The 25,082-nt window shown below is 26.0% G+C and carries 20 protein-coding genes and 1 tRNA gene; 13 read left to right on the plus strand and 8 right to left on the minus strand.

The features are described from left to right. Window positions 1-244 precede the first annotated feature (244 nt). Entirely contained in the window at window positions 245-532 is a 288-nt protein-coding gene (rplY, locus tag AB4W55_RS00490) for a 50S ribosomal protein L25 (RefSeq protein WP_367672608.1), read from the plus strand. A 13-nt stretch (window positions 533-545) separates the two neighbouring features. Next, window positions 546-619 (plus strand) — tRNA-Pro (locus tag AB4W55_RS00495). Between the two features lie 31 nt (window positions 620-650). Here AB4W55_RS00495 and AB4W55_RS00500 read toward each other — a convergent pair. Continuing rightward, window positions 651-1,427: a DedA family protein gene (locus AB4W55_RS00500; RefSeq protein WP_367672610.1), complete on the minus strand. Its 777-nt coding sequence runs from the start codon at window positions 1,425-1,427 to the stop codon at window positions 651-653. Between the two features lie 324 nt (window positions 1,428-1,751). Between AB4W55_RS00500 and rsmA the strand changes: the two genes are divergently transcribed. After that, complete coding sequence (gene rsmA, locus AB4W55_RS00505) at window positions 1,752-2,555, plus strand: 16S rRNA (adenine(1518)-N(6)/adenine(1519)-N(6))-dimethyltransferase RsmA (protein ID WP_367672612.1); 804 nt, start codon at window positions 1,752-1,754, stop codon at window positions 2,553-2,555. A gap of 104 nt (window positions 2,556-2,659) precedes the next feature. On the opposite strand, the gene carB is transcribed toward rsmA, so the two are convergent. From carB to ileS, 5 genes are all read right to left on the minus strand, one after another. Continuing rightward, window positions 2,660-5,896, minus strand: a complete 3,237-nt coding sequence (carB, locus tag AB4W55_RS00510) for a carbamoyl-phosphate synthase large subunit (RefSeq protein WP_367672614.1) — start codon at window positions 5,894-5,896, stop codon at window positions 2,660-2,662. An 8-nt stretch (window positions 5,897-5,904) separates the two neighbouring features. Then, the gene (gene carA, locus AB4W55_RS00515) at window positions 5,905-7,056 is read right to left on the minus strand and encodes a glutamine-hydrolyzing carbamoyl-phosphate synthase small subunit (protein ID WP_367672616.1); all 1,152 of its coding nucleotides are present in this window, start codon (window positions 7,054-7,056) and stop codon (window positions 5,905-5,907) included. A gap of 92 nt (window positions 7,057-7,148) precedes the next feature. Further along, window positions 7,149-7,955 carry a 4-hydroxy-tetrahydrodipicolinate reductase gene (dapB, locus tag AB4W55_RS00520; protein WP_367672618.1) on the minus strand — a complete coding sequence of 269 codons (807 nt, stop codon included), beginning with the start codon at window positions 7,953-7,955 and terminating at the stop codon, window positions 7,149-7,151. Between the two features lie 94 nt (window positions 7,956-8,049). Continuing rightward, window positions 8,050-8,496 carry a signal peptidase II gene (gene lspA / locus AB4W55_RS00525; protein WP_367672620.1) on the minus strand — a complete coding sequence of 149 codons (447 nt, stop codon included), beginning with the start codon at window positions 8,494-8,496 and terminating at the stop codon, window positions 8,050-8,052. Continuing rightward, window positions 8,489-11,299, minus strand: coding sequence for an isoleucine--tRNA ligase (gene ileS, locus AB4W55_RS00530; RefSeq protein WP_367672622.1), 2,811 nt, complete (start codon window positions 11,297-11,299; stop codon window positions 8,489-8,491). The genes lspA and ileS overlap by 8 nt, the downstream gene beginning before the upstream one ends. Window positions 11,300-11,603: 304 nt before the next feature. On the opposite strand from ileS, the gene rpsT reads away from it, so the two are divergent. Next, window positions 11,604-11,882, plus strand: a complete 279-nt coding sequence (rpsT, locus tag AB4W55_RS00535; protein ID WP_367672624.1) for a 30S ribosomal protein S20 — start codon at window positions 11,604-11,606, stop codon at window positions 11,880-11,882. Between the two features lie 55 nt (window positions 11,883-11,937). Here the strand turns inward: rpsT and dnaJ are convergent, their stop codons facing one another. Next, a complete protein-coding gene (dnaJ, locus tag AB4W55_RS00540) occupies window positions 11,938-13,074 on the minus strand; it encodes a molecular chaperone DnaJ (protein WP_367672625.1) in 1,137 nt (378 codons plus the stop codon). 100 nt (window positions 13,075-13,174) lie between these two features. Next, window positions 13,175-15,088 carry a molecular chaperone DnaK gene (dnaK, locus tag AB4W55_RS00545; protein ID WP_367672626.1) on the minus strand — a complete coding sequence of 638 codons (1,914 nt, stop codon included), beginning with the start codon at window positions 15,086-15,088 and terminating at the stop codon, window positions 13,175-13,177. 299 nt (window positions 15,089-15,387) lie between these two features. Between dnaK and ndhC the strand changes: the two genes are divergently transcribed. The 9 genes from ndhC to AB4W55_RS00590 all read left to right on the plus strand — a co-directional run bounded on the left by ndhC (window position 15,388) and on the right by AB4W55_RS00590 (window position 25,078). Continuing rightward, the gene (gene ndhC, locus AB4W55_RS00550) at window positions 15,388-15,768 is read left to right on the plus strand and encodes an NADH-quinone oxidoreductase subunit A (protein WP_367672627.1); all 381 of its coding nucleotides are present in this window, start codon (window positions 15,388-15,390) and stop codon (window positions 15,766-15,768) included. A gap of 55 nt (window positions 15,769-15,823) precedes the next feature. Then, complete coding sequence (locus tag AB4W55_RS00555; protein WP_367672629.1) at window positions 15,824-16,498, plus strand: NADH-quinone oxidoreductase subunit B family protein; 675 nt, start codon at window positions 15,824-15,826, stop codon at window positions 16,496-16,498. Window positions 16,499-16,615: 117 nt separating this feature from the next. Beyond that, entirely contained in the window at window positions 16,616-18,358 is a 1,743-nt protein-coding gene (nuoC, locus tag AB4W55_RS00560) for an NADH-quinone oxidoreductase subunit C/D (RefSeq protein WP_367672630.1), read from the plus strand. Window positions 18,359-18,394: 36 nt separating this feature from the next. After that, window positions 18,395-18,874, plus strand: coding sequence for an NADH-quinone oxidoreductase subunit NuoE (gene nuoE / locus AB4W55_RS00565; RefSeq protein WP_367672631.1), 480 nt, complete (start codon window positions 18,395-18,397; stop codon window positions 18,872-18,874). Then, window positions 18,871-20,220, plus strand: coding sequence for an NADH-quinone oxidoreductase subunit NuoF (nuoF, locus tag AB4W55_RS00570; protein WP_367672633.1), 1,350 nt, complete (start codon window positions 18,871-18,873; stop codon window positions 20,218-20,220). The genes nuoE and nuoF overlap by 4 nt, the downstream gene beginning before the upstream one ends. A gap of 82 nt (window positions 20,221-20,302) precedes the next feature. Beyond that, complete coding sequence (gene nuoG / locus AB4W55_RS00575; protein WP_367672635.1) at window positions 20,303-23,017, plus strand: NADH-quinone oxidoreductase subunit NuoG; 2,715 nt, start codon at window positions 20,303-20,305, stop codon at window positions 23,015-23,017. Window positions 23,018-23,024: 7 nt separating this feature from the next. Continuing rightward, a complete protein-coding gene (gene nuoH, locus AB4W55_RS00580) occupies window positions 23,025-23,972 on the plus strand; it encodes an NADH-quinone oxidoreductase subunit NuoH (protein ID WP_367672636.1) in 948 nt (315 codons plus the stop codon). Between the two features lie 17 nt (window positions 23,973-23,989). Then, window positions 23,990-24,532, plus strand: a complete 543-nt coding sequence (nuoI, locus tag AB4W55_RS00585) for an NADH-quinone oxidoreductase subunit NuoI (protein ID WP_367672637.1) — start codon at window positions 23,990-23,992, stop codon at window positions 24,530-24,532. 12 nt (window positions 24,533-24,544) lie between these two features. Beyond that, window positions 24,545-25,078, plus strand: coding sequence for an NADH-quinone oxidoreductase subunit J (locus AB4W55_RS00590; RefSeq protein WP_367672639.1), 534 nt, complete (start codon window positions 24,545-24,547; stop codon window positions 25,076-25,078). Window positions 25,079-25,082: the final 4 nt, after the last annotated feature.

The following is a 25,082-nucleotide window of genomic DNA, read 5'->3' on the forward strand; positions in this document are numbered from 1 at the left end:
CATTATTTTTATTATGATTTAAATATATTAAATTATATTTAATGTTTTTATTTGATTAGTTTATATTTTAATAATACGAAATATATTTTTAAAATTATATTTATCTATTATATTATTATATTTTTTTATATGTGTGTTTATTTTTTTTGTGTATTGAATTTTTTTATATACAGTGATATATTATTAAATTAAAATATTTTATTTTTTATTTAATATATAATACAAATATATATTTAGGAAGATTATGTTTTTAATACATGGTATTAAACGTATAAAAACAGGGAAAAGTGCTAGTAGACAGTTAAGAAGAATAAGTAATCAGATTCCGAGTATTATTTATGGTATTAAAAAACCAGAAATATATATTTCGTTAAATCATGATGAGATTTTTAATATGCAAAAACATCCTGATTTTTATTCTAGTAAAATTACTATTAAAATTCAGGATATTAATTATTTAGTTTCTATTAAGAATATTCAATATCATTGTTTTAAATCAAGATTATTACATATTGATTTTTTACATTTATAAAAATATATTTTTTCGGTACGTAGCGCAGCTTGGTAGCGCACTGTCATGGGGTGTCAGTGGTCAGGGGTTCAAATCCTCTCGTACCGAATAGATATATTTATTTTAAAATTTTTTGAACCTAAAAATAAAATATTTTCATCAAAATTTCTTTAATGATCATGATATGGTTCATGTATTTTTTTATGTAAAACAATCCTATCATACTAATGATTAAGTTAGTTATTGCCAATAATATTAGTTTTTTTTTGGATATTTTTTCAAATAATTTATATTTTTTTTTATTATTCCAGCACGACCATATTAACCAACAATTTATCCAAATAAAAATTAATAAACTTATTAAAATCCATTTAATGGAATTATTCTTTTTATAACCAGGGTGTTTAATAATTATTCCAGTAATTATTCCTGGAAGGAAATATATTAATGGCCAAAAAAAAGATCCAATTAAACTAGGTAGTATAAATTTTTTAATTGGTAGTTTTATCATTCCGGCAATCATTGGCACTAATGGTCTCATTGGTCCAATGAATTTCCCAAAAAATATAGTAAACATACCATATTGATATAAAGTTTGTTTAATTTTATTAAATAATAAAATATTTTTATTAATTAAATTTATTTTTTTTATCCAGTTTTTACATTTCCATCCTACATAATAGGATAAATAATCTCCTAATAAGCATCCTATCATTCCAATAATCCAAGCAGGATGAATTGGAAGTTGGTCATTTCCTATAAGAGCGCCTAATGTTGTCATAAATACAATACCAGGTAAAATTAATCCTATTAATGCTAATGATTCTAGAAATGTTACTAAAAAAACTATTATTAAAGCATGTGATATAGATTGTGTAACTATATATTGCAACCAGTCTTTCATAATATTGTTCATTTTTCATGTATTCTGTTAGATAAAATTTTTATTAAAATTTTTAACTATTTGATTTTAATATATTTATTATTATTTGATATTATATTAATCATATATTTAAAATAAGTTGTAAAAACTTTTCAAACAAAATAATATTTATAATTTTAATATTTTAATTTTTAAAATATTTAAGTTGATTAAATATTTATAAATATATTATTTTAAAATTAATATAATATTTAAAAATATTATTTGAAATATTTTCAATATAATTATTAATTTTGATTTGGATATTTAACACATATTTAATATGTTTATATTTTAAAATAATAATGGAAATTATTTATGTATTTTTTTATTTCTAAAGAATATATACCAAAAAAACGTTTTGGTCAAAATTTTTTATATGATAGAAAGATAATTAATCAAATTATGAATGTTATTTTTCCTCGTTCTAGAGAATTATTTATCGAAATTGGACCAGGTTTTGGTTCTTTAACAAAACCTATGTGTAATATTGTGGAGCAATTGATTGTAGTAGAATTAGATAAAGATTTGTTACATTTTTTAAAACAGAATAATTTTTATAATAAATTACAAATATTTTTACAAGATATAAATACATTTAATTTTAAGAAAATTTTTAAAGAGAAAAAAATTTTATTGCGTATTTTTGGAAACTTGCCATATAACATTTCTGTAAAATTTTTATTGTATTCGATTCAATTTTCAGAATATTTTTTTGATTTAAATATTATGCTTCAAAAGGAAGTTTCGAAACGTTTATTAGCTTCTATAGGATCAAAGGAATATGGGAGGTTATCTATCATTTTACAATGTTATTATGATATTTTTTTTTGTTTTGAAATTCTTCCAAAATCATTTTTTCCTATTCCAAAAGTAAAATCACATTTTATTAGAATAAAACCTAAAGTTTTTCCATTATATCCAATTAACCAATGTGATCATTTACGATTGATTACATGGTTAGCCTTTCAAAAAAGAAGAAAGATGATACGAAATAGTTTATCAAGTATTTTTACTGAAAATATGTTGATAAATTTAGGAATTAATCCTTGCTTACGAGCAGAGAATTTATCAGTATATCAATATTGTAAATTAGCTTATTTTTTTAATAAATATCTTTAATAAGTATACAGATACTTGTGTGACTTAATTTTGATGGTTTTATATTTTAAAAGTATTTATATAAAATATTAGATTTTTAAATTTATCGATTTTAAAGAATATATTTATTTTTTTAAATTGTAATTTATTTTTTTATTGATTTGTTGTATGTTATTTATATTTTTGTAAGGATTAATTTGTAATGACATAATGGTAGCAAAAGCTGCATTTAATGTAGTGTCATAATGGACATTATACTCTAAAGCAACTGCACAAATTAATTTAGAGTATTGCATATTATTTGATATTCCTGTATTGATAATATAACAATATTCTTGATTTTTTAAATGATCTTGAATATTTGGTCTACCTTCTCGAATTTTATTTACTATTCGGGAATTGATTCCTGTTTTTTTTAATATCAAATAAGTTCCTTCAGTTGCGTCTAAATGAAATCCGAGTTTAATAAGTTGTATTGCTAAATCAGGTGCGTGTTTTTTATCTTGATCTTTTATAGATAATAATACTCTTCCTTTTTTTTTAATTTTTACTTTTGCGCCTAACAGGGCTTTAGAAAATGCATATTTAAAATTTTTACCAATTCCCATCACTTCTCCAGTAGATTTCATTTCGGGACCTAAAATTGGGTTAATTCCTTGAAATTTATTAAATGGAAAGACAGATTCTTTTACAGAAAAATATGATGGATTTATTTTATATAGAGAGTTTTGTTCTTTTAATGTTTTTCCATTCATGACTTTGGCTGCAATTTTAGCTAGTGGAATCCCGGTAGCTTTTGAAACAAAAGGAATTGTTCGAGCTGCTCTGGGGTTTACTTCTAAGATATATATTTTTTTGTTTTTAATAGCTAATTGTATATTCATTAGTCCTTTTACAGATAACGCAAAAGCTAGCTTGGTCACCTTTTTTTTAATGGAATTTTGAATATTTTCATTTAATGTGTATGTTGGTAAAGAACATGATGAATCTCCTGAATGTATTCCTGCTTGTTCAATATGTTCCATAATACCTCCAATTAAAACATCTTTTCCATCACAAATAATATCAACATCTATTTCTGTAGCATTTTCTAAATAATGATCTAATAATATTGGTGTTTTTTGAGATGGTGTTAATATATTTTGAAAGTATTTTTCTAATTCTTTTTGATTATATACTATTTCCATAAATCTTCCTCCTAATACATAGGAAGGTCTAACCATAATAGGATATTTTATTTTTTTAGCTTGTAATATACCATCTTTTATACAAGTAATGGTAGAATTTTTAGGTTGTTTTAATTGTAAGGATGATACAATTTTTTGAAATTGATCTCTGTTTTCTGATTGATCGATAGATTTAGGGCTTGTTCCAATAATTGGAATATTAAGTTTATGCAGTTTGTTTGCTAATTTTAATGGAGTTTGTCCACCGTATTGTATTATTAATCCTTTTGGATTTTCTATTCTTACAATTTCTAAAATATTTTCTAATGTAATTGGTTCAAAATATAAACGATCAGATATATCGTAATCTGTTGATACTGTTTCGGGATTGCAATTTATCATAATAGTTTCACAACCATCTTCTCTTAAAGCTTGCACTGCATGTACACAACAGTAATCGAATTCTATTCCTTGACCAATACGATTCGGACCTCCTCCTAAAATAATAATTTTATTTTGAGAGTTTTTGGTAGGTCGAGATTCACATTCATCTTCCCATGTTGAATACATATATGCCGTTTCTACATCAAATTCTGCAGCACAGGTGTCAATTCTTTTATATACAGGATGTAAATTAAATTTATAACGTAATGCACGAATTTCATCTTCTTTTGAATTCGTTAATTTTGCAATTCTTAGGTCAGAAAATCCAGACCTCTTTAGGGTTTTTAAAAAATTTATATCTATGTCATAATTTTTTTTATGAATAATTTGTTTTTCAAGGTTGATTATTTCTTGAATTTGAGCTAAAAACCAAGGATCGATTTTTGTTAATTCGTAAATTTCTTGCATTGATAGTCCAATTCTAAAGGCATCACCAATATACCATAATCTTTCAGATCCTGGGTTTTGTAATTCATATTTAATTTTTTTAATCATTTTGAAGTCATTAGTATTTACTTTAGAATCTAATCCGGTTGCTCCAATTTCTAATCCTTGTATTGCTTTTTGAAGAGATTCTGGGAATGTCCGACCTATTGCCATGACTTCACCAACAGATTTCATTTGTGTTGTTAATCGATCATTGCATCCTAAAAATTTTTCAAAATTAAATCTTGGTATTTTAGTTACAATATAATCTATAGATGGTTCAAATGATGCTGGTGTATTAATTCCTTTTATATCATTTTTTAATTCATCTAATGTGTATCCAATAGCAAGTTTTGTTGCTATTTTTGCAATCGGAAATCCTGTAGCTTTAGAGGCTAAAGCTGATGATCGAGAAACTCTTGGGTTCATTTCAACTACTATCATTTTTCCTGTATTTGGATGAACTGCAAATTGTACATTAGATCCTCCTGTTTCAACACCTATTTCTTCTAAAATTTTTATAGATGCGTTACGCATAATTTGGTATTCTTTATCAGTTAAAGTTTGTGCTGGTGCTACTGTTATTGAGTCACCTGTATGAATACCCATAGGATCTATATTTTCAATACTACAAACTATAATACAATTATTATTTTTATCTCGAACTACCTCCATTTCATATTCTTTCCATCCTAATAATGATTCATCAATCAATAATTCTTGTGTAGGAGATAAATTTAAACCTCTTTCGCAGATTTCCTTAAATTCTTCCTGATTATATGCAATTCCTCCACCTGATCCTCCCATAGTAAAAGATGGTCGAATAATACATGGAAATCCAATATTTTTTGATATTTTTAATGCAGATTTCATATTATTTGCAATTCCACATTTTGCAGTATTTAATCCAATTTTTTGAATAGCATTTTTAAATAAATTTCTATTTTCTGCTTTTTTAATTGCATCAATACTTGCTCCAATCATTTTAATTTTGTGTTTGGATAAAATTCCTTTTTCATATAATTTTAAAGCACAATTTAATGCAACTTGTCCTCCCATAGTAGGTAATAATGCATCAGGTTTTTCTTTTTCAATAATTTTTTCGATAATTTTCCAATGGATGGGTTCAATATATGTTACATGAGACATTTCAGGATCAGTCATAATAGTTGCGGGATTAGAATTTACTAAAATTACTTTATATCCTTCTTGTTTAAGCATTTTACAAGCCTGTGTACCAGAATAATCAAATTCACATGCTTGGCCTATTATAATAGGTCCTGCTCCAATAATTAAAATAGATTTAATATCAGTACGCTTTGGCATTTTTTCCTCTATTTTATTAGATTTTGTTTTTGTTTTTTTATACTATTAATAAATTTATTAAATAGTGATTCTGCTTCATTTGGTCCTGGACTTGCTTCAGGATGTCCCTGAAAACCAAAAGCATTTTTTTTATAGATACGAATACCTTGTATGGTTTGATCAAATAATGAAATGTGTGTTATTTTAATTTTTTTGGGGAGTGTAGTAATATCAATTGAAAAATTATGGTTTTGTGAGGTAATCATTACTTTATTAGATTTTTTATGTTTTACAGGATGGTTGCACCCATGATGTCCAAATTTCATTTTTATAATTTTTGCACCATAAGCTAATGCTAGTAATTGATGTCCAAGACAAATACCAAAAATTGGTATATTTGTTTTTAATAATTCTTGGATTGATAAGATTATATTAGAGTATAATCTAGGATCTCCTGGTCCATTTGACAATAGAATTCCGTCTGGTGAAAATTTTAATATTTCTTTAATTTGTGTTGTTGATGGTACAACTGTTATGTAACATCCTCTTTCAACTAACATTCTTAATATATTTTTTTTTACTCCAAAGTCATATACAATTATATGAAATAGTTTTTCTTTTTTTTTATGTATAGATTGTTTTTCGTAATAAATTGATTTTTTTCCCTTGTTCCATGTATAAATATTTTTTGTACTAACCTTTTTAACTAGATCTATTGTTTTAGTATTTGGTTTTTTTTCTGTTTTATGATTTTTTATTATATGATAGATTTTATTATTACTATATATATATCCATATTGAGTACCTTCATCTCGTAATATACGCGTTAATTTTCTGGTATCAATTTCTGAAATTCCTATAATGTTATTTTTTTTTAGGTATTCAGATAAATTACTTTTACTTCGATAATTACTTGCAATCAGTGATAGTTTTCGAATAATGATACCTTTAACTTGAATATTATCAGATTCTTCATCTTCTATATTAATTCCAGTATTTCCTATGTGAGGAAAAGTGAATGTAACTATTTGATTTTTATATGATGGGTCAGTTAATACTTCTTGATATCCTGTCATAGATGTATTAAATACTATTTCACCGCATGTTTTTCCTAATGCGCCAATTGATATTCCTTTAAAAATTATTCCATTTTCTAAAATTAATACCGAAGGTGTCTGCAAGACGTTCTCCAAATTATATAAAATATTATATTTTTATAAGGTTGTATTATGATTTGAAGTAATTACAACAATTAATTTGATTTATTTATTTTTTATTTTTGTTTATTTAATACATGAAGCATATTATATAGACCGGGTTTTTTATCTAATAACCAAATTGCTGCTTGAATTGCTCCTTTGGAGAATGCATTTCTATTATTTGCACTATGTTTGATTTCAATTTTTTCTCCCATATTTGAAAACATTACTGTATGTTCACCAATAATATTTCCACTACGTATAATAGAAAATCCGATTTCGTTTGTTTTTTTTGGTTGTTGATTTTCTTTTTTTCTATATATACTGCATTTTTTTAAATTCCATCCTTTATTTCTTGCAATAATTTCTCCCATAGTTAGCGCAGTCCCTGAAGGGGAATCGATTTTATTTTTATGATGTGCTTCTATAATTTCAATGTCATAAGAAGAATCGAGTATATTAGTTATATTTTTTAATAACCTAAAAATGAGATTAATTCCGATACTAAAGTTGGATGAAAACACAATACCAATATTTTTAGCGTAATTTTTAATAATATTTTTTTCTATTTCATTAAATCCTGTAGTTCCAATTACTATTTTTTTTTTATATTTATTACAAAATTTTAAATTATTTAATGTTGTTTGTGGATTACTAAAATCTATTAAAATATCAAATGAATTCTGATAATTTGTTATTTCTGAGATATTTTCAATTATATTAATTTTTTTTTGATTTTTTAGAATAATTGTTTGATTATTTTTTTTAACTATTGCATAGTTTAATATAATATTTTTATATTCCTGAATTTCTTTTATTATATTTTTTCCCATCCTTCCGTATGCGCCAGATATTGCAAGTTTAATTGTCTTTATGTTCATTTTTTTATTTCAATACAGTTAAATAATTAATTTATATTATTTATTTGATAGTTTGGTTTAAGATATTAAAGTATGGATATTTTAGTCTCAATATTTAATATATGTTATGTTTAAAATTTAAAAATATTATCATTCCTATGAATATGCTTAGGTCTGATATATTAAAAATTGCAAAGTGATAATTTTTAATATGAATATCTATAAAATCAATGACATATCCATAATATAATCGATCAAATAGATTTCCTAAAGATCCTCCTAAAACTAAAATATATCCAATATTTTTATTAAAAACTGGATATTTTTTTATAATATATATAATAATTATTATATTAATTATAAATAATATATATTTAAAATATTGTGAATTTCCTTCGAAATAATTAAATGCTATTCCATAATTTTTAATATAAATAAAATTTATAAAATAACATATGAATTTTGATTCATATACCTTGAAATGATTTTTTATACATACTTTAGTTAGATAATCTAATATAAAGATTGTGTATAATAATACTAAATTAACATATTTAGACAAAATTTCTTTCTTCTTCTTTTTTATAAAGATTTTGATCGCATCGATTACAAAGATTTTTATCTTGATTTTGGAGATTTGTAAAATTAAAATAATGCCAACATCTTGGACATTTTATTCCTATATATTTTTGAACGTCAATTTTTAGTCCTTTGATGGTTTGATTTTTTTGAATATTCAGGGGGGATGATTTATAATTTTTAATTTTTGTAGAAGATACTAATAATATAAATTTCAATTCATTTTTTAATAAATTTATAACATTTAATAATTCTTCTTTGATATATAATATTACTGTTAATTCTAATGAATTACCAATAATTTTTTTTTTTCTTTTTTCTTCGATAATTTTATTAACTTCTGCTCGAAGTAGTATTAGTGTTGACCAGTTTTTGTTATTAATTATTTCTTTTTTTGAAAATGGGGTTAATAAGTTATACCATTCTTCAATAAATATATATTTTTTATTATTTTTTGGTATGTAATTCCAAACTTCATCTGCTGTAAATGGTAAAATTGGTAATATCCATTTTACCATGGATTGTATAATATGATACATTGCTGTTTGACAGCTTCTTCTAGCTCGACTGTTTTTTTGAAATGTATATTGTCGATCTTTAATGATATCAAGATAAAATGATCCTAATTCAATTGAGCAAAATTTTATAATTTTTTGTATTATTTCATAGAATTTATAATTATTATATAATTTAATAATTTTTTCTTGGATTATATATGTTTGACCAATGATCCATTTATCTAAAATAATCATATCTTGGTATTTTATGATATTTTTTTTAGGATCAAAATCATTTATATTAGCCAATAAAAATCGATGAGTATTACGAATTTTTCTATATTGATTAGAGATTTGTTGTAATGTTTTTTGGTTTACATAGATATCATTAGTATAATTATTTGACGCAATCCAAAATCTTAAAATATCTGCCCCAAAAGATTTAATAATTTCGTTAGGTGTAATAATATTACCTAATGATTTAGACATTTTTTGTCCTTTTTTATCTATTGCGAATCCATGTGTTAATACAGTTTGATAAGGTGCAGGTATATGTATAGCTTGTGATATAATTAATGAAGACATAAACCATCCTCGATATTGATCCGATCCTTCAACATACATATGGTGATTTTTTTCATTAAGATCTTGATATTCTTTTACGTTTTGTGTACAACCAGATTCAAACCAAACATCTAATATATCCGTTGATTTTTCGTATTCTTCGTGATTTTCTGGGATAAGATTTTTTATATCTAATTTCCACCATATTTCTGAACCATATTTTTTAATTTTTTTTTCTATTTTTTTGATTATTTGATTCATCTCTGGGTGTAATATACCATTTTTTTTATGTATAAGAATTGTTATTGGTACCCCCCATGTTCTTTGTCTTGAAATACACCAGTCGGGTCTTTTTATGACCATATTTTTCATATGATTATAACCCCATTGAGGTATCCATTTTACATCACGAATTGCATTTATTGATTTCTTTTTGAGTGAACTATTTTCGATATTAATGAACCATTGTTTGGTTGCTTTTATAATAATTGGTGTTTTATGTCTCCAGCAGTGAGGGTACGAATGATTAATTTTTGTTTGGTGTAATAATTTGTTTTTTTTATTTAATAATTCAATTATTGTTTGATTAATATTTAAAATATTTTTTTTATTGATCTTTGGATGTATATTATCTATATATTTTCCTTCATCATCAATAATGTTGGTCATGGGTATTTTATATTTTAGACTAATATCATAATCGTCATTTCCATAATCGGGAGCTATATGTACAACACCAGTTCCTAATTCTAGGGTTACATGTTTAGATAATATAATTGGTATTTTAATTTTTAAAAATGGATGTATGCATGTAGTGTTTTCTAAATTTTTTCCAATTGTTGTTCCAAGAATTTTCCAAGAATTTACATTAATTTGTGACATGAGACTTTTAACTAAGGATTTTGCAATAATTAAAATATTTTCTTTAAATTGAATTAGTTGATATTTATATTCTGGATGTACTGCGATTGCTCGATTTGCTGGAATAGTCCAAACCGTTGTGGTCCATATAATAATATGGATATTTTTTATTTCGATAGATGTTAAAAAAATTTCTTTTAATCTATTGATATTTTCAATTGGAAACATAACCGTTATTGCGGTTGATTGTTTATCGTAATATTCTACCTCTGCTTCTGCTAAAGCAGATTTACAACTTAGACACCAATGTACTGGTTTAAAGCCTTGATATAAATATTTATTTTGTATTATTTGACCTAATATATTGATTACGTTTGCTTCTAAATGTGGATCCATTGTTAGTTTGGATTTTTCCCATTCTCCAAATATACCTAATCTAATAAAATCATTTTTTTGTTGTTTTACTTGTTTAGTTGCGTATATTTTACAAATTTCTCTAAATTTTTTTTTTGTAATTTTTTCTCCTGGCTTTCCAAATTTAGATTCAATTTTATGTTCGATTGGTAGGCCATGACAATCCCAAAATGGAATATATGGTGCATCAAATCCAGATAGTGTTTTTGATTTGATAATAATATCTTTTAATACTTTATTTATTGCATGACCAATATGAATTTTTCCATTTGCATAGGGTGGTCCATCGTGTAATAAAAAAATTTTTTTACCTTTTTTTTTGTTTCTAATTATTTGATAAATTTTATTTTGATTCCATTTTTCTAAAATTTTTGGTTCTTTGTTTGGTAAATCTCCTCTCATTGGGAAATTTGTTTTAGGTAGATTTAAAGTATTTTTATAGTGATTCATTTTTTTTCTCATATTAGCCTGGCATTCATTTGAAGATTTTATTTTTGAAAATATTTTATTTTTTATATAATTTTTTTTGAATCATAAATTTTGAAATATTTTATTTTTAATTTTATTTATATGATATATGTGTATATTAATTTTGAAATAAATTAAGTATATTATAATTTTTTATGTATTATATTATTTATTTGTTTATAAATAATTGTAATAATATTTATTCTCATGTATATTTATTATATTCTATTTGTATTTGTTTGATTTTGATGATTAAAAATATATTTTTTTTGGAGAGATTTGGATTATGTCAAATATTAAGTCATCTCAAAAACATGCTATAAAATCTAAAAAACGACGGAATCATAACTTTAGTCGTAAATCTATGTTACGTACATTCATGAAAAAATTTTCTTCTTTGATTAACACTGGTGATTTAGTAAAGATAAAAAATTTATTTCATAAATTACAATCTTTATTGGATCGTTTTTCAAGGAAAGGTTTAATTCATAAAAATAAAGCTTCTAGGCACAAATCAAGATTATTTTTAAAAATAAAACATCTCTCAGGTTATACCAAGAAATAGATATATCAGTATTGCTCCAAATCATTTTTAAATGAAGCAATACTACAAAAAATTTTCATTTTGTTAAATTATCAAAAAATTTTTTTACTCCATCAAAAAATCTTTTTGATTTTGGGTTATTTGTCACTTTTTTTTGTTGATTTAAACTATTTCCTAGTTCTCTAAGAAGTTCTTTTTGTTTTTCGTTTAATTTTACAGGCGTTTCTACTATTACTCGACATAATAGGTCTCCTACCCTTCTTGTTCGTATTGAATTTACCCCTCGACCTTTAATTCTGAATAGTTTTCCTGATTGTGTTTCTGATGGTATTTTTAGTTTAATTTTTCCATCTAATGTTGGTACTTCAATATTTCCACCTAATGCAGCCATAGAGAAATTTATTGGGACTTCACAATAAAGGTTGTTCTCTTGCCTTTCAAAAATATGATGTTTTTTTACTGAAATTTGAATATATAAATCTCCAGATGCTGCGCCGTTTTTTCCTGCTTCTCCTTCATTTTTTAATTTAATTTTATCATTAGTGTCAATTCCTGCTGGTATTTTAATTGCGATTTTTTTGGATGATTGAACTCTTCCATTTCCTTTACATGACATACAAGGATGGGTAATAACTTCTCCTTTTCCTTGACAATTTGAGCAAGTTTGTTGTACTGAAAAAAAACCTTGTCTTATATGTATCTGTCCACTACCTTGACAGGAATAACATTTTTTTGGTTGTTTTCCAAGATGTGAACCACTGCCATGGCATGCTAGGCATTTTTGTAATTTTGGAATAAGAATTTCTTTATTAATACCTCGTACTGCTTCTTCCAATTCTAGTTCAATATTATATTGTAGATCTGATCCTCTTCTGGATCTGGATGTTTGGTGATTTCCAAATATATCTCCAAATACATCGCCAAATATGTCATTAAAGTCTGCAGAATTACCAAAATGATGTTCAAATGAACTATTTGAATTGCCCTGTTTAAATGCAGAATGTCCATATTGATCATATGCTGTTCTTTTTTCAGGATTAATTAATATTTCATATGCTTCTTTAATTTCCTTAAATTTTTTTTCGGCATTTTTATCACCTTGATTTCTATCTGGATGATATTTTATTGCTAATCTTTTGTAAGATTTTTTTATTTCTCGGTCATTTGCTGATTTGGAGATTCCCAAAATTTGATAGTAATCTTGTTTTGTCATTCGTATGTTCTCACATAACATATATTTATACGAACGAATTATTCGTTCGTATAGTATTTCTAGAAGAATTTTATTAATTAAGTATGATAATTATTGTTTTTTATTTTTTTGGATCTTTTACTTCTTCGAATTCTGCATCGACAACATTATCTTCTTTTTGAACAGAAGATTCATTTTTATTTGGTTCTGTATTTTGATTTTTATTTTTTTCTAATTCTATTAATTTTGAAGATTCTTTAATCAGGGTTTGTATTTTATTTTCTATATCAGATTTATTTTCTGTTTTTAATGCTTCATCTAATGCATTGATTGATTTTTGAATATTTTCGTATTCTGTAGTACTTAATTGATCTTTAAGGTTTGATAATTGTTTTTTTGTGCTATGAGAAATTTGATCTCCTTGATTTCTAATTTTAATTAATTCTTCAAATTGTTTATCGGATTCAGAATTTTCTTCTGCATCAGAGATCATTTTTTTAATTTCATTTTCATTAAGTCCAGAAGAGGATTGGATTTTGATTTTTTGTTCTTTTCCTGTTTTTTTATCTTTTGCAGAAACATGTAATATTCCATCAGCATCAATATCAAATGTTACTTCGATTTGTGGTATTCCCCGTGGTGCAGGTTGAATGCCATCTAAATTAAATTGACCTAATGATTTATTATCTGATGCTCTTTTTCTTTCTCCTTGTAATACATGTATTGTTACGGCAGATTGATTGTCTTCTGCTGTTGAAAATACTTGACTATGTTTAGTAGGAACTGTGGTGTTTTTATTAATTAATTTTGTCATTACTCCACCCATGGTTTCAATTCCTAGTGATAATGGAGTAACATCTAGTAGTAAAACATCTTTGACATCTCCTGATAATACTCCACCTTGTACTGCTGCACCTATTGCAACTGCTTCGTCTGGATTAACATCTTTTCTTGGTTCTTTTCCAAAAAATTCTGCTACTTTTTTTTGTACCATAGGCATTCTAGTTTGTCCACCAACTAGTATAACATCATGTATATCAGTAACAGATAATTTAGCATCTTTTAATGCAGTTTTTAATGGGATAATTGATCTTTCAACTAGATCTTCGACTAGTGATTCTAGTTTTGATCGAGTTACTTTAATATTTAAGTGTTTTGGTCCATTCGAGTCTGCTGTTATATATGGTAAATTCACATCTGTTTGTTGAGTAGAAGATAATTCAATTTTTGTTTTTTCAGCAGTTTCTTTTAATCTTTGCATGGCTAAGGAATCTTTTCTTAAATCTATTCCTTGTTCTTTTTGGAATTCGTTGACTAAAAAATTGATTAATCGACTATCAAAATCTTCTCCTCCTAGATGTGTATCTCCATTGGTTGCAAGCACTTCAAATGTTTTTTCTTGATCGACATTATCAATTTCAATGATGGAAATATCAAATGTTCCTCCCCCTAAATCATATACTGCGATTATTTTATTTCCTGAACTTTTATCTAATCCGTAAGCAAGTGCTGCTGCTGTTGGTTCATTAATAATACGTTTGACTTCTAATCCAGCAATTCGACCAGCGTCTTTGGTTGCTTGTCTTTGTGCATCATTAAAGTAAGCAGGTACAGTAATTACGGCTTCTTTTATTTTTTCACCTAAATAATCTTCTGCTGTTTTTTTCATTTTTTTTAAAACTTCTGCAGAAATTTGTGGTGGAGCCATTTTTTTTCCTGTTATGTCAATCCAAGCATCTCCGTTATTGGAATTAATAATTTTATATGGCATAATTTTCAAATCGCGCTGAACTTCTTCATCTTGAAATTTTCTACCAATTAATCGTTTAATTGCAAATAATGTGTTTTGTGGATTAGTAATTGCTTGTCTTTTTGCTGGTTGTCCTACTAAAATTTCTCCATTTTTAGTATATGCAATTATAGATGGTGTAGTTCGTTCTCCTTCAGAATTTTCTAAAACTTTAGCTTGTTTTCCATCCATAATAGCTATGCAAGAATTGGTGGTTCCTAAATCGATTCCAATAATTTTGCTCATTTTTTATTTTCCGTAAAATATTGATTGTATTTATTATAATATATTTATATTGTTTTTAATCAAATTTTTTTTATATTTGCTTATATTTAAAATAAATGGGGTCTTTTTATTATCCATCAAGGGTTTATAATAAAAAAAATATATTATTGATTATATTATTATCAATATTTGAAATATTTATTATTCTCAAATAATGATATCATTGTATTTTTATATAAATATTATATTTAATATGGATTATAATTATATATTATTTAATATATTTTAGTTATATAGTAAATTTTTTTGGAGAAGATTAATTGTGCGATCAAAATTATAGTTTTTTATTTTTTATTTGTTTTTCTTTTTTTGTTTGTTTTATTATGTTATTAGGAGGATGGCTTTTAGGAAGTCGATCTATTTCTCGTAATAAACATACTCCTTTTGAATCTGGTATTGATTCTTTTGGTAATACTAATTTAAAATTATCTATAAAATTTTACTTAATAGCTGCATTTTTTGTTATTTTTGATGTAGAATCATTATATTTATATGCATGGTCTATAAATATTACAAAAATTGGTTGGTGTGGTTTTTTAGAAGTTTTAACTTTTGTTGGGGTTTTATTATTATCGATTATATACCTTACTCTTAATGGAGTTTTTGATTGGGTATCAAATAAATCAACTATACATTATTAAGATAACTTTATAATATCATATTTTATATAATTTTGAATATTTATCAGGAAATATCATGAAATATACTTTAACTCGCATTAATTTAGATAATAGTAAAGAAAAATATCCACTACATACTAAAAAAATAGTAGACGATCCTTTACAAGTTCGATTACAGAATAATATATTTATGGGAAAATTAACACAATTATTACATAAATTGGTTAATTGGAGCCGAAAAAATTCTTTATGGCCATATAATTTTGGATTATCATGCTGTTATGTCGAAATGGTTACTTCATTTACTGCTGTTCATGATATTGCTAGGTTTGGATCGGAAGTATTACGATCTTCTCCTAGACAAGCGGATGTTATGATTATTTCTGGTACTCCATTTATTAAGATGGTGCCTGTTATACAAAGATTATATGATCAAATGTTAGATCCCAAATGGGTAATTTCTATGGGATCTTGTTCTAATTCTGGTGGTATGTATGATATTTATTCGGTCGTACAAGGTGTTGATAAATTTATTCCGGTGGATGTATATATTCCAGGTTGTCCTCCAAGGCCGGAAGCTTATATTGATGCTCTAATGTTACTCCAGAAATCTATTTCTTATGAACGTCGTCCTTTATCTTGGGTAATGGGAGATCAAGGTGTTTATAAAGCAAATTTAAAATCTCAAAAATTAAAGAAAAATGATATTCGTTCTCAAGTAAAAGATTTACGTACTCCAAATAATGTTTAAATTATATTATATCTTATTTTAAAGTATTTTTTTTGAAATATTTTAATATTTATTTTATTTGTAATAATTCTTGTGACTGATACAATTGTTTATATTGAATATATTTTTGAGTTATTTATGACCAAATCTATTATAAAAGAATTGTATAATTATTTTTCAAATCAAATATTATATAATCAAAAGACATTAGTTGGGTGTCCAGTCATTTGGATTCAGAGAGAGATATTATTAGAGTTGAGTCAATTTTTAAAAAAAAATCCTAGATCTTATTCTATGTTATTTGATTTACACGGTATTGATGAAAGGTTAAGAGTATATCGTAAAGATTTTCCTATTGCTGATTTTTCGGTATTTTATCATTTTTTTTCTCTTGAGCAAAATATTGATATTTTAATTAAAGTTCCTTTATTAGAAAATGATTTAAATATTCCAACTTTAACAAGTATTTTTAAAAATTCAAATTGGTATGAACGTGAAACTTGGGATATGTTTGGAATTAATTTTCAAAATCATCCTAATTTAACTCGTATTTTGATGCCTAATACTTGGGTTGGTCATCCGTTAAGAAAAGATTATCCTGCACGAGCTACTGAACATCTTCCATTTTTTTTAGATGCATCTAAAGAAAAGAAAGAGATGGATGCTTTAGTTTTTAATCCGACAGAATATGGTATGCATGTAAAACATAAAAATTCTGAATTTATGTTTTTAAATCTTGGTCCAAATCATCCATCAGCTCACGGAGCTTTTCGTATTATTTTACAATTAGATGGAGAAGAAATTATAGATTGTGTGCCTGATATTGGTTATCATCATCGTGGAGCTGAAAAAATGGCGGAACGTCAATCTTGGCATACTTATATTCCATATACTGATCGTATTGAATATCTCGGTGGTTGTGTTAATGAAATGCCATATATATTAGCTGTAGAGAAATTAGCTAATATTTCAGTTCCAAAAAAAGTGGAAGTAATTCGTGTTATGTTATCTGAGTTGTTTCGAATTAATAGTCATTTATTATATATTTCAACTTTTATTCAAGATGTTGGAGCTATGACGCCTGTATTCCTTGCATTTACTGATCGTCAAAAAATATATGATTTGATTGAAGCAATTACTGGAGCAAGAATGCACCCCGCTTGGTTTAGGATTGGGGGTCTTGCAAATGATCTTCCGAAAGGTTGGAATCATTTATTATATGATTTTCTTATTTGGATGCCTAAAAGGTTAGATGATTATATTAAAGTTGCTTTGAAAAATGTTATTTTAATTAATCGATCTAAAGGTATTGCTTGTTATGATCGAGAATCAGCTTTATCTTGGGGTATAACGGGTGCTGGTTTACGAGCTACTGGAATTGATTTTGATGTTAGAAAAAAAAGACCATATTCTGGGTATGATAATTTTGATTTTTTGATTCCAGTAGGTAATGGAGAAAGTGATTGTTACTCTAGAGTGATGATTAAAGTAGAAGAAATACGGCAAAGTTTAGTAATTTTAAAGCAGTGTTTGCATAATATGCCATCTGGTCCATTTAAAGCTGATCATCCATTAACTACACCTCCTTCCAAAGAATTAACTTTACAACATATTGAAACTATGATTTCGCATTTTTTACAAGTATCTTGGGGTCCTGTGCTTCCTCCCAATGAAAGCTTTCAGATGATTGAAGCCACTAAAGGTATAAATAGTTATTATTTAATTAGTGATGGTAATACAATGAGTTATCGAACCAGAATTAGAACACCAAGTTTTCCACATTTACAGCAAATTCCTTCTGTTATTCGTGGTAGTTTAATTTCTGATTTAATTGTTTATTTAGGAAGTATTGATTTTGTAATGTCGGATGTTGATCGATAAATTATTTTCAATATCAAATTATATAAAATATAAATTATGTTAAATAAAAATATATTAACTGATTTTGAGTTGTCTCAAATTGAAAAAGAACTTACACATTATGAACACCCCAGAGCAGTATTAATTGAAGCTTTAAAGATTGTACAAAAAACAAGAGGATGGGTATCTGATAATTTAATTAAAGAAATTTCTCGAGTTTTATCAATTTCTGTTGTTGAAGTTGAAGAAATAGCGACCTTTTATAGTCAAATTTATCGATGTCCAGTTGGTAGAAATATTATAAAATATTGTGATAGTGTTGTGTGTTATGTAATGGGTTATAAGAATATTAAAAGAAAAATACAAAAAATTTTGAATATAAAACCAGGGCATACTACTAATGATAATAAATTTACTTTATTACCTATTTCATGTTTAGGAAATTGTGATAAAGCACCTGTAATTATGATTAATAATCATACTTATTCAAATGTAAATATTGATTTTATTCCTATATTACTAGAGAAATTTCAATGAAAGAAATATTACGTTTTCCTGAAACACATCCTTTAACATGGTGGTTAAATGATGTTCAAGATAGTGTTTTTATCTCTGAATATTCCAAAAAAAATGGATATTCTGCTTTAAAAAAGGTTTTTAAACAGATGACTCCTCAGGAAATTATAACCATGGTTAAATCTTCAGAATTAAGAGGTAGAGGAGGTGCTGGATTTTTTACTGGTATAAAATGGGGTTTAATGCCTTCTAAAAAAGAGGGTGTACCACGGTATTTAGTTTGTAATGCTGATGAAATGGAACCCGGGACCTATAAGGATAGATTTTTATTAGAAAAAATTCCCCACCAGTTAATTGAAGGTATGATTATTGCTGGATTTGCATTACAAGCTTGTAAAGGATATATTTTTTTACGTGGGGAATATATAGATGCAAAAAATATTTTAAAACGTTCGCTGATTGAAGCAAAAAATATGGGGTATTTAGGGAAAAATATTCTTGGTAGTTTTTTTAATTTTGATATTATTTTGCACACTGGAGCTGGCAGATATATTTGTGGAGAAGAAACAGCTTTATTAAATTCTTTGGAGGGTTATAGGGCAAATCCTAGACTTAAACCCCCTTTTCCTGCCGAGATTGGTTTATGGGGTAAACCTACTTGCGTTAATAATGTAGAAACATTATCAAATATACCATCTATTATTTTAAATGGTCCTAAATGGTATAAAACATTATCAAATAGTAAAGATCATGGAACGAAATTAATGGGATTTTCAGGAAAAGTGAATAATCCTGGATTATGGGAAGTACCCTTTGGAATATCTGCCCGAGAAATTTTAGAACGTTATGCGCGCGGGATGAAAAAGGGTTTTTCACTTAAAGCATGGCAGCCAGGAGGGGCAGGTACTGATTTTCTTACTGATAAGGATATTGATGTTCAAATGGATTTTGAAAATATTCAAAAGATAGGCAGTAGATTTGGAACTGGTCTTGCAATGGCTGTGGATCATACTATTAATATGGTCTCTTTAGTTCTTAATTTAGAAAAATTTTTTTCCCGAGAATCATGCGGTCTTTGTACGCCCTGCCGGGATGGATTGCCTTGGATAGTAAACATCTTAGATTCTTTAGAGAAAGGTTGTGGTCGACCAGGTTCTATTGAAATATTAGAAGATTTATGTTTTCAATTAGGTCCTGGTAAAACTGTATGCGCACATGCCCCTGGGGCAATTGAACCTTTACAGAGTGCAATGAAACATTTTAGATCTGAGTTTAGTCAAGGAATTAATTTGAAATATCATTCAATCTATCATAACTCAGTTGGTATTTCTGGTATTCAATCAAATTATTTTAAGCTTGATTTATGATGTATTAAAATTCAAGTTTCAATAATAAAATTAATTTTGTTTTGTACATTCATATTTTACTTTGTTCTTGGAATATGTAATTATGGCTATAATTTATATAAATGATACTAAATATAATGTAGATATATCAAAAAATTTATTAGAAACATGTCTATTCTTAGGAATAGATGTACCATATTTTTGTTGGCATCCCGCTTTAGGGAGTGTAGGAGTATGTAGGTTATGTGCGGTAAAACAATATTTTAGTGCTGATGATGATATAGGAAAAATTGTCATGTCTTGTACTTTATCAATTGTGGAAAATATGAGAATTTCAACCGTTGATTTTGAGGTACAAAAATTTCGAAAAGGAATTATTGAATTAATTATGACTAATCATCCTCATGATTGTCCAATTTGTGAAGAAGGAGGAAATTGTCATCTTCAAGATATGACAGTAATGAATAATCATTATCATCGTCGTCATACTTTTGCAAAACGTACACATAATAATCAATATTTAGGGAGTTTTATATCTCATCAGATGAATAGATGTATTGGTTGTTACCGTTGTGTTCGTTATTATAAAGATTATGCAGGCGGGACAGATTTTGGAGTGTATGGTATTAGTAATAATATTTATTTTGGTCGATTTCAGGATGGTGATTTACAGAATGAATATTCTGGGAATTTAATTGAAGTTTGTCCTACTGGGGTATTTACAGATAAATTATATTCTAAAAATTATAATAGAAAATGGGATTTACAGTATTCTCCTAGTATTTGTCAGCACTGTAGTATTGGTTGTAATATTTCTGTTGGAGAACGATATGGAAGATTAAATAGAATAGAAAATCGATATCATAAACATATCAATCGTTATTTTTTGTGTGATTTAGGTCGATTTGGGTATGGTTATGCGAACTTAATGGATCGAATTTATCAACCTGTACAAAATATTCGTTTTGAAAAAGAAATATATATCGATTCAACGCAATCAATTAGTTTAATTACAAATATATTAAAATATTCTTCTAAAGTAATTGGAATAGGATCAGTTCGTTCTAGTATAGAAAATAATTTTTCTTTAAGAAAATTAGTTGGAAAAAATAATTTTTCTACTGGTATGTCAAATATTGATCATAATTGTATTAAATTGATTATAGATATTTTACAAAATAGCGGTATTTATGTGCCAACATTAAGAGAGATTGAAAGTTATGATACTATCTTAATCATAGGGGAAGATATTACTCAATCATCTTCTTTAATGGCTCTTTCAATTCGACAAGCTATGAAAAAAAATAATATTGATCAAAACGCTTTTAAGAATATTCCAGAATGGCATAGTGCTGCTATTTTAAATATTTCTCATGTAAATAAGAAATCTTTATATATTATATATAGTCACGAAACGCGTTTAGATGATTTATCTGGTTTAAGTTATTTTGGTTCTGTTCAAGATCAGGAAAATTTTGTACATGCTATTTCTAATATAATTAATAATTTACCAGAGGTTGTAAATCACGTCAGTTCTGTTTTTAAAAAGGAAATTTCTATTATTTCGGATGCATTATGTTCTTCTAAAAAGCCGTTAATTATTTCCGGATCACACTCTGGGAGTATAAATTTAGTAAAATTTGCAACAAATATTGCGCAAGGATTGAGAGTTTTAAATAAAAATGTTGGATTAGTTTTTTTAACCCCCGGTGTAAATAGTTTAGGGGTTGGTATGCTTTCAGATCTTTCATTAGAGAATGTAATAGATAAATGTATTAGTTCAGAGGTAGATACTTTAATTGTATTAGAAAATGATTTATATCGTCATTCTATGAGCAGAGATATAGATCTTGCATTAAAAAAAGTAAAACATTTTATTATTTTTGATCACCAATTAAATAAAACTGTTCAAAAAAGTACTTTATTTTTTCCAACATCCAATTTTGCAGAAGGATCAGGAACAGTTGTGAATTATGAAGGTAGAGCGCAAAGATTTTTTTCTACTTTTAATCCAATGACATATAATCCAAATTCTTTTATTCAAGAAGGTTGGAAATGGATATATAAAATATATTTTAGCATTCATAATATATCTAATAAAAATATTTATTTAGATGATGTAGTTCGGGAGTATGTAAAAGATATTTCTTTTTTTTGTCAAATTAAATATCTTGCACCAGGTGCAAATTTTCGAATTGTTGGTCAAAAAATAGCTCGTTTTCCTCATCGAGCGAGTAGTAGGACTGCTTTTTATTCTAAAGTGAGTATACATGAACCTGGTCAAATAAAAGATCAGGATACTATGTTTTCTTTTTCCATGGAAGGAATTCAAAATATTCAAAATAATTCTGAATATATTCCGTTTTTTTGGTCTCCTGGGTGGAATTCTTCTCAATCATCTAATAAATATATTGGTAAAATAAATTCTTTTAATTCTGGCATACGTTTATTTAAAAAAAATGATAAAAATACGAAGTATTTTTTTGATTTTTTAAAAATTAAAAATATTTCTAAGGTAGATTGGAATATTATTCCGTATTATTTGTTATTTGGAAGTGAAGAAATGAGTTATTATTCTCCTGAAATTAATCAAAAATGTTCTAAAGTTTATGTTTTAATAAATATAGCATATGAATCAATTTTAGATTTAAAAAAATACTCTATGATTGAATTTGATTGTTTAGGTGAAATTTTTAAATTTTCATTTAAATTTTCTAATAAATTACCATTACGACATATAGGATTACCTATTGGTTTTCCAGGTTTACCTCGTTCTTTAATTGGTAATTCAGTTAAAAGAGTAAGAGGAATAATATAAAAATTTTATGATAATTTTATTAAGTAATACTGTAAAACCAATTGTTATCGTTTTATTGGTTATTTTTTTTGGAGCAATGTTAAGCCTTGTTGAAAGAAGATTATTAGCGGTATTTCAAAACAGATATGGTCCAAATAGGGTTGGTTATTACGGTTCGTTGCAATTGTTTGCAGATATAATTAAAATGTTATTCAAAGAAGATTGGGTTCCTATTTTTAGTAGATCTTTTATTTTTATTATAGCTCCTGTTATATCGTTTATTTCTTTTTTATTAGTGATGGGTATTATTCCGATAGATTATAATTTTTTTATTATTAATTTAAATATTGGTATTTTGTTTTTTTTAATGGTAGCTTCTTTATCTGTGTATGCTATATTATTTGCTGGTTGGTCTAGTAATAATAAATATGCTTTATTAGGATCGATACGCGCAGTTGCTCAAACATTAAGTTATGAGGTTTTTTTAGGATTATCTTTAATGGGGGTAGTTGCTCGCGCTGGTTCATTTAATTTAATTGATATCGTTAATTCTCAGAAATGTTTATGGAATATTATTCCTCAATTTTTAGGTTTTTTAACTTTTTTTATTGCTAGTTTAGCATTATGTCATCGTCATCCATTTGATCAACCTGAGGCTGAACAAGAATTAGCTGATGGATATCATATTGAATATTCTGGAATGAAATTCGGATTATTCTTTATTGGTCAATATATTTCTATGATTTCTATTTCCTCATTAATTACGACATGTTTTTTTGGTGGTTGGTTTGGTCCATTTTTTTCAGGATTTTTCTGGTTTTTAATAAAAACTATGTTTTTTTTAGTTTTTTTTATTTTAATTCGAGCTTCTTTACCCAGACCGCGATATGATAAAGTATTATCTTTTAGTTGGAAAATATGCTTGCCAATTACATTGTTTAATTTGATATTTACTGCATTAATATTATTATATTAACTTATATGGATTATTTTATGACAGTAAAAGATATTATATTTGGTTTTTTTAATCAGGTTTTTAGTATATTTTTAACGATGAAAAATATTTTTAAGACACGTGAAACGCGTTTATATCCTGATCATTCGATTTATCTTGCTCCTAGATATCGGGGTCGAATTATATTAACAAAAGATCAAGATGGAAATGATCGATGTGTTGCTTGTAATTTATGTTCTGTTGTTTGTCCTGTTGGTTGTATATCTATTCAAAAATCTAAAACAAATTCTGGTCGTTGGATTCCAAAATTTTTTACAATTAATTTTTCACGTTGTATTTTTTGTGGATTATGTGAGGAAGCTTGTCCTACTGCTGCTATTCAATTAATTCCTGAATTTGAATTAAGTGAATTTAATAGAAAAGACTTAATATATGAAAAAAATAATTTATCTATTTCGGGTTCTGGAAAGTATCCAGATTACAGTTTTTATAAACGGTCAGGTGTATATATTACGGACGATCAAAAAAAAGATATTAATATATATGCTAAACCTATTAATGTGAAAGATTTATTACCTTAGGAATGAGATAAAATGGAATATTTTTTTTTCATACTTTCATTGTTTACGATTATTTTTACGATTTTATCTGTTTTTCAGACACATGCAATATATTCATTATTTTATTTTTTTTTATCTATTATAACTACTGCGAGTATATTTTTTTTATTTAGTTCTTATTTCATAGGATCGTTACAAATTATTATTTATGCTGGTGCAATTTTGGTTCTTTTTGTTTTTGTGATGATGATGTTTGATAATTATGAGTTGATTGAAAGTGTAAATTGTTGGAAGTTTATTTCTACTTTTTTTATATATTTAATAATATTATTTTTTTCTTTTATTATATGCATGGTGCATATGTTATTTTTTTTACAAAATAAATATATTAATTTAACAACAGTTTATTTAAAATCGTTAGGTTTAAATTTATTTGGTCCTTATATATTGGTTACTGAATTTTCGTCAATATTATTATTATCTGCTTTGGTTATTATTTTTATTGTTTCGAAAAATCAAAGATTTTTGAAATCATCTATTACTACAATTAATCATCAGGATTTATAAATAT

This window comes from Buchnera aphidicola (Symydobius americanus), from assembly GCF_964059135.1.
Classification (GTDB): domain Bacteria; phylum Pseudomonadota; class Gammaproteobacteria; order Enterobacterales; family Enterobacteriaceae; genus Buchnera_L; species Buchnera_L aphidicola_AJ.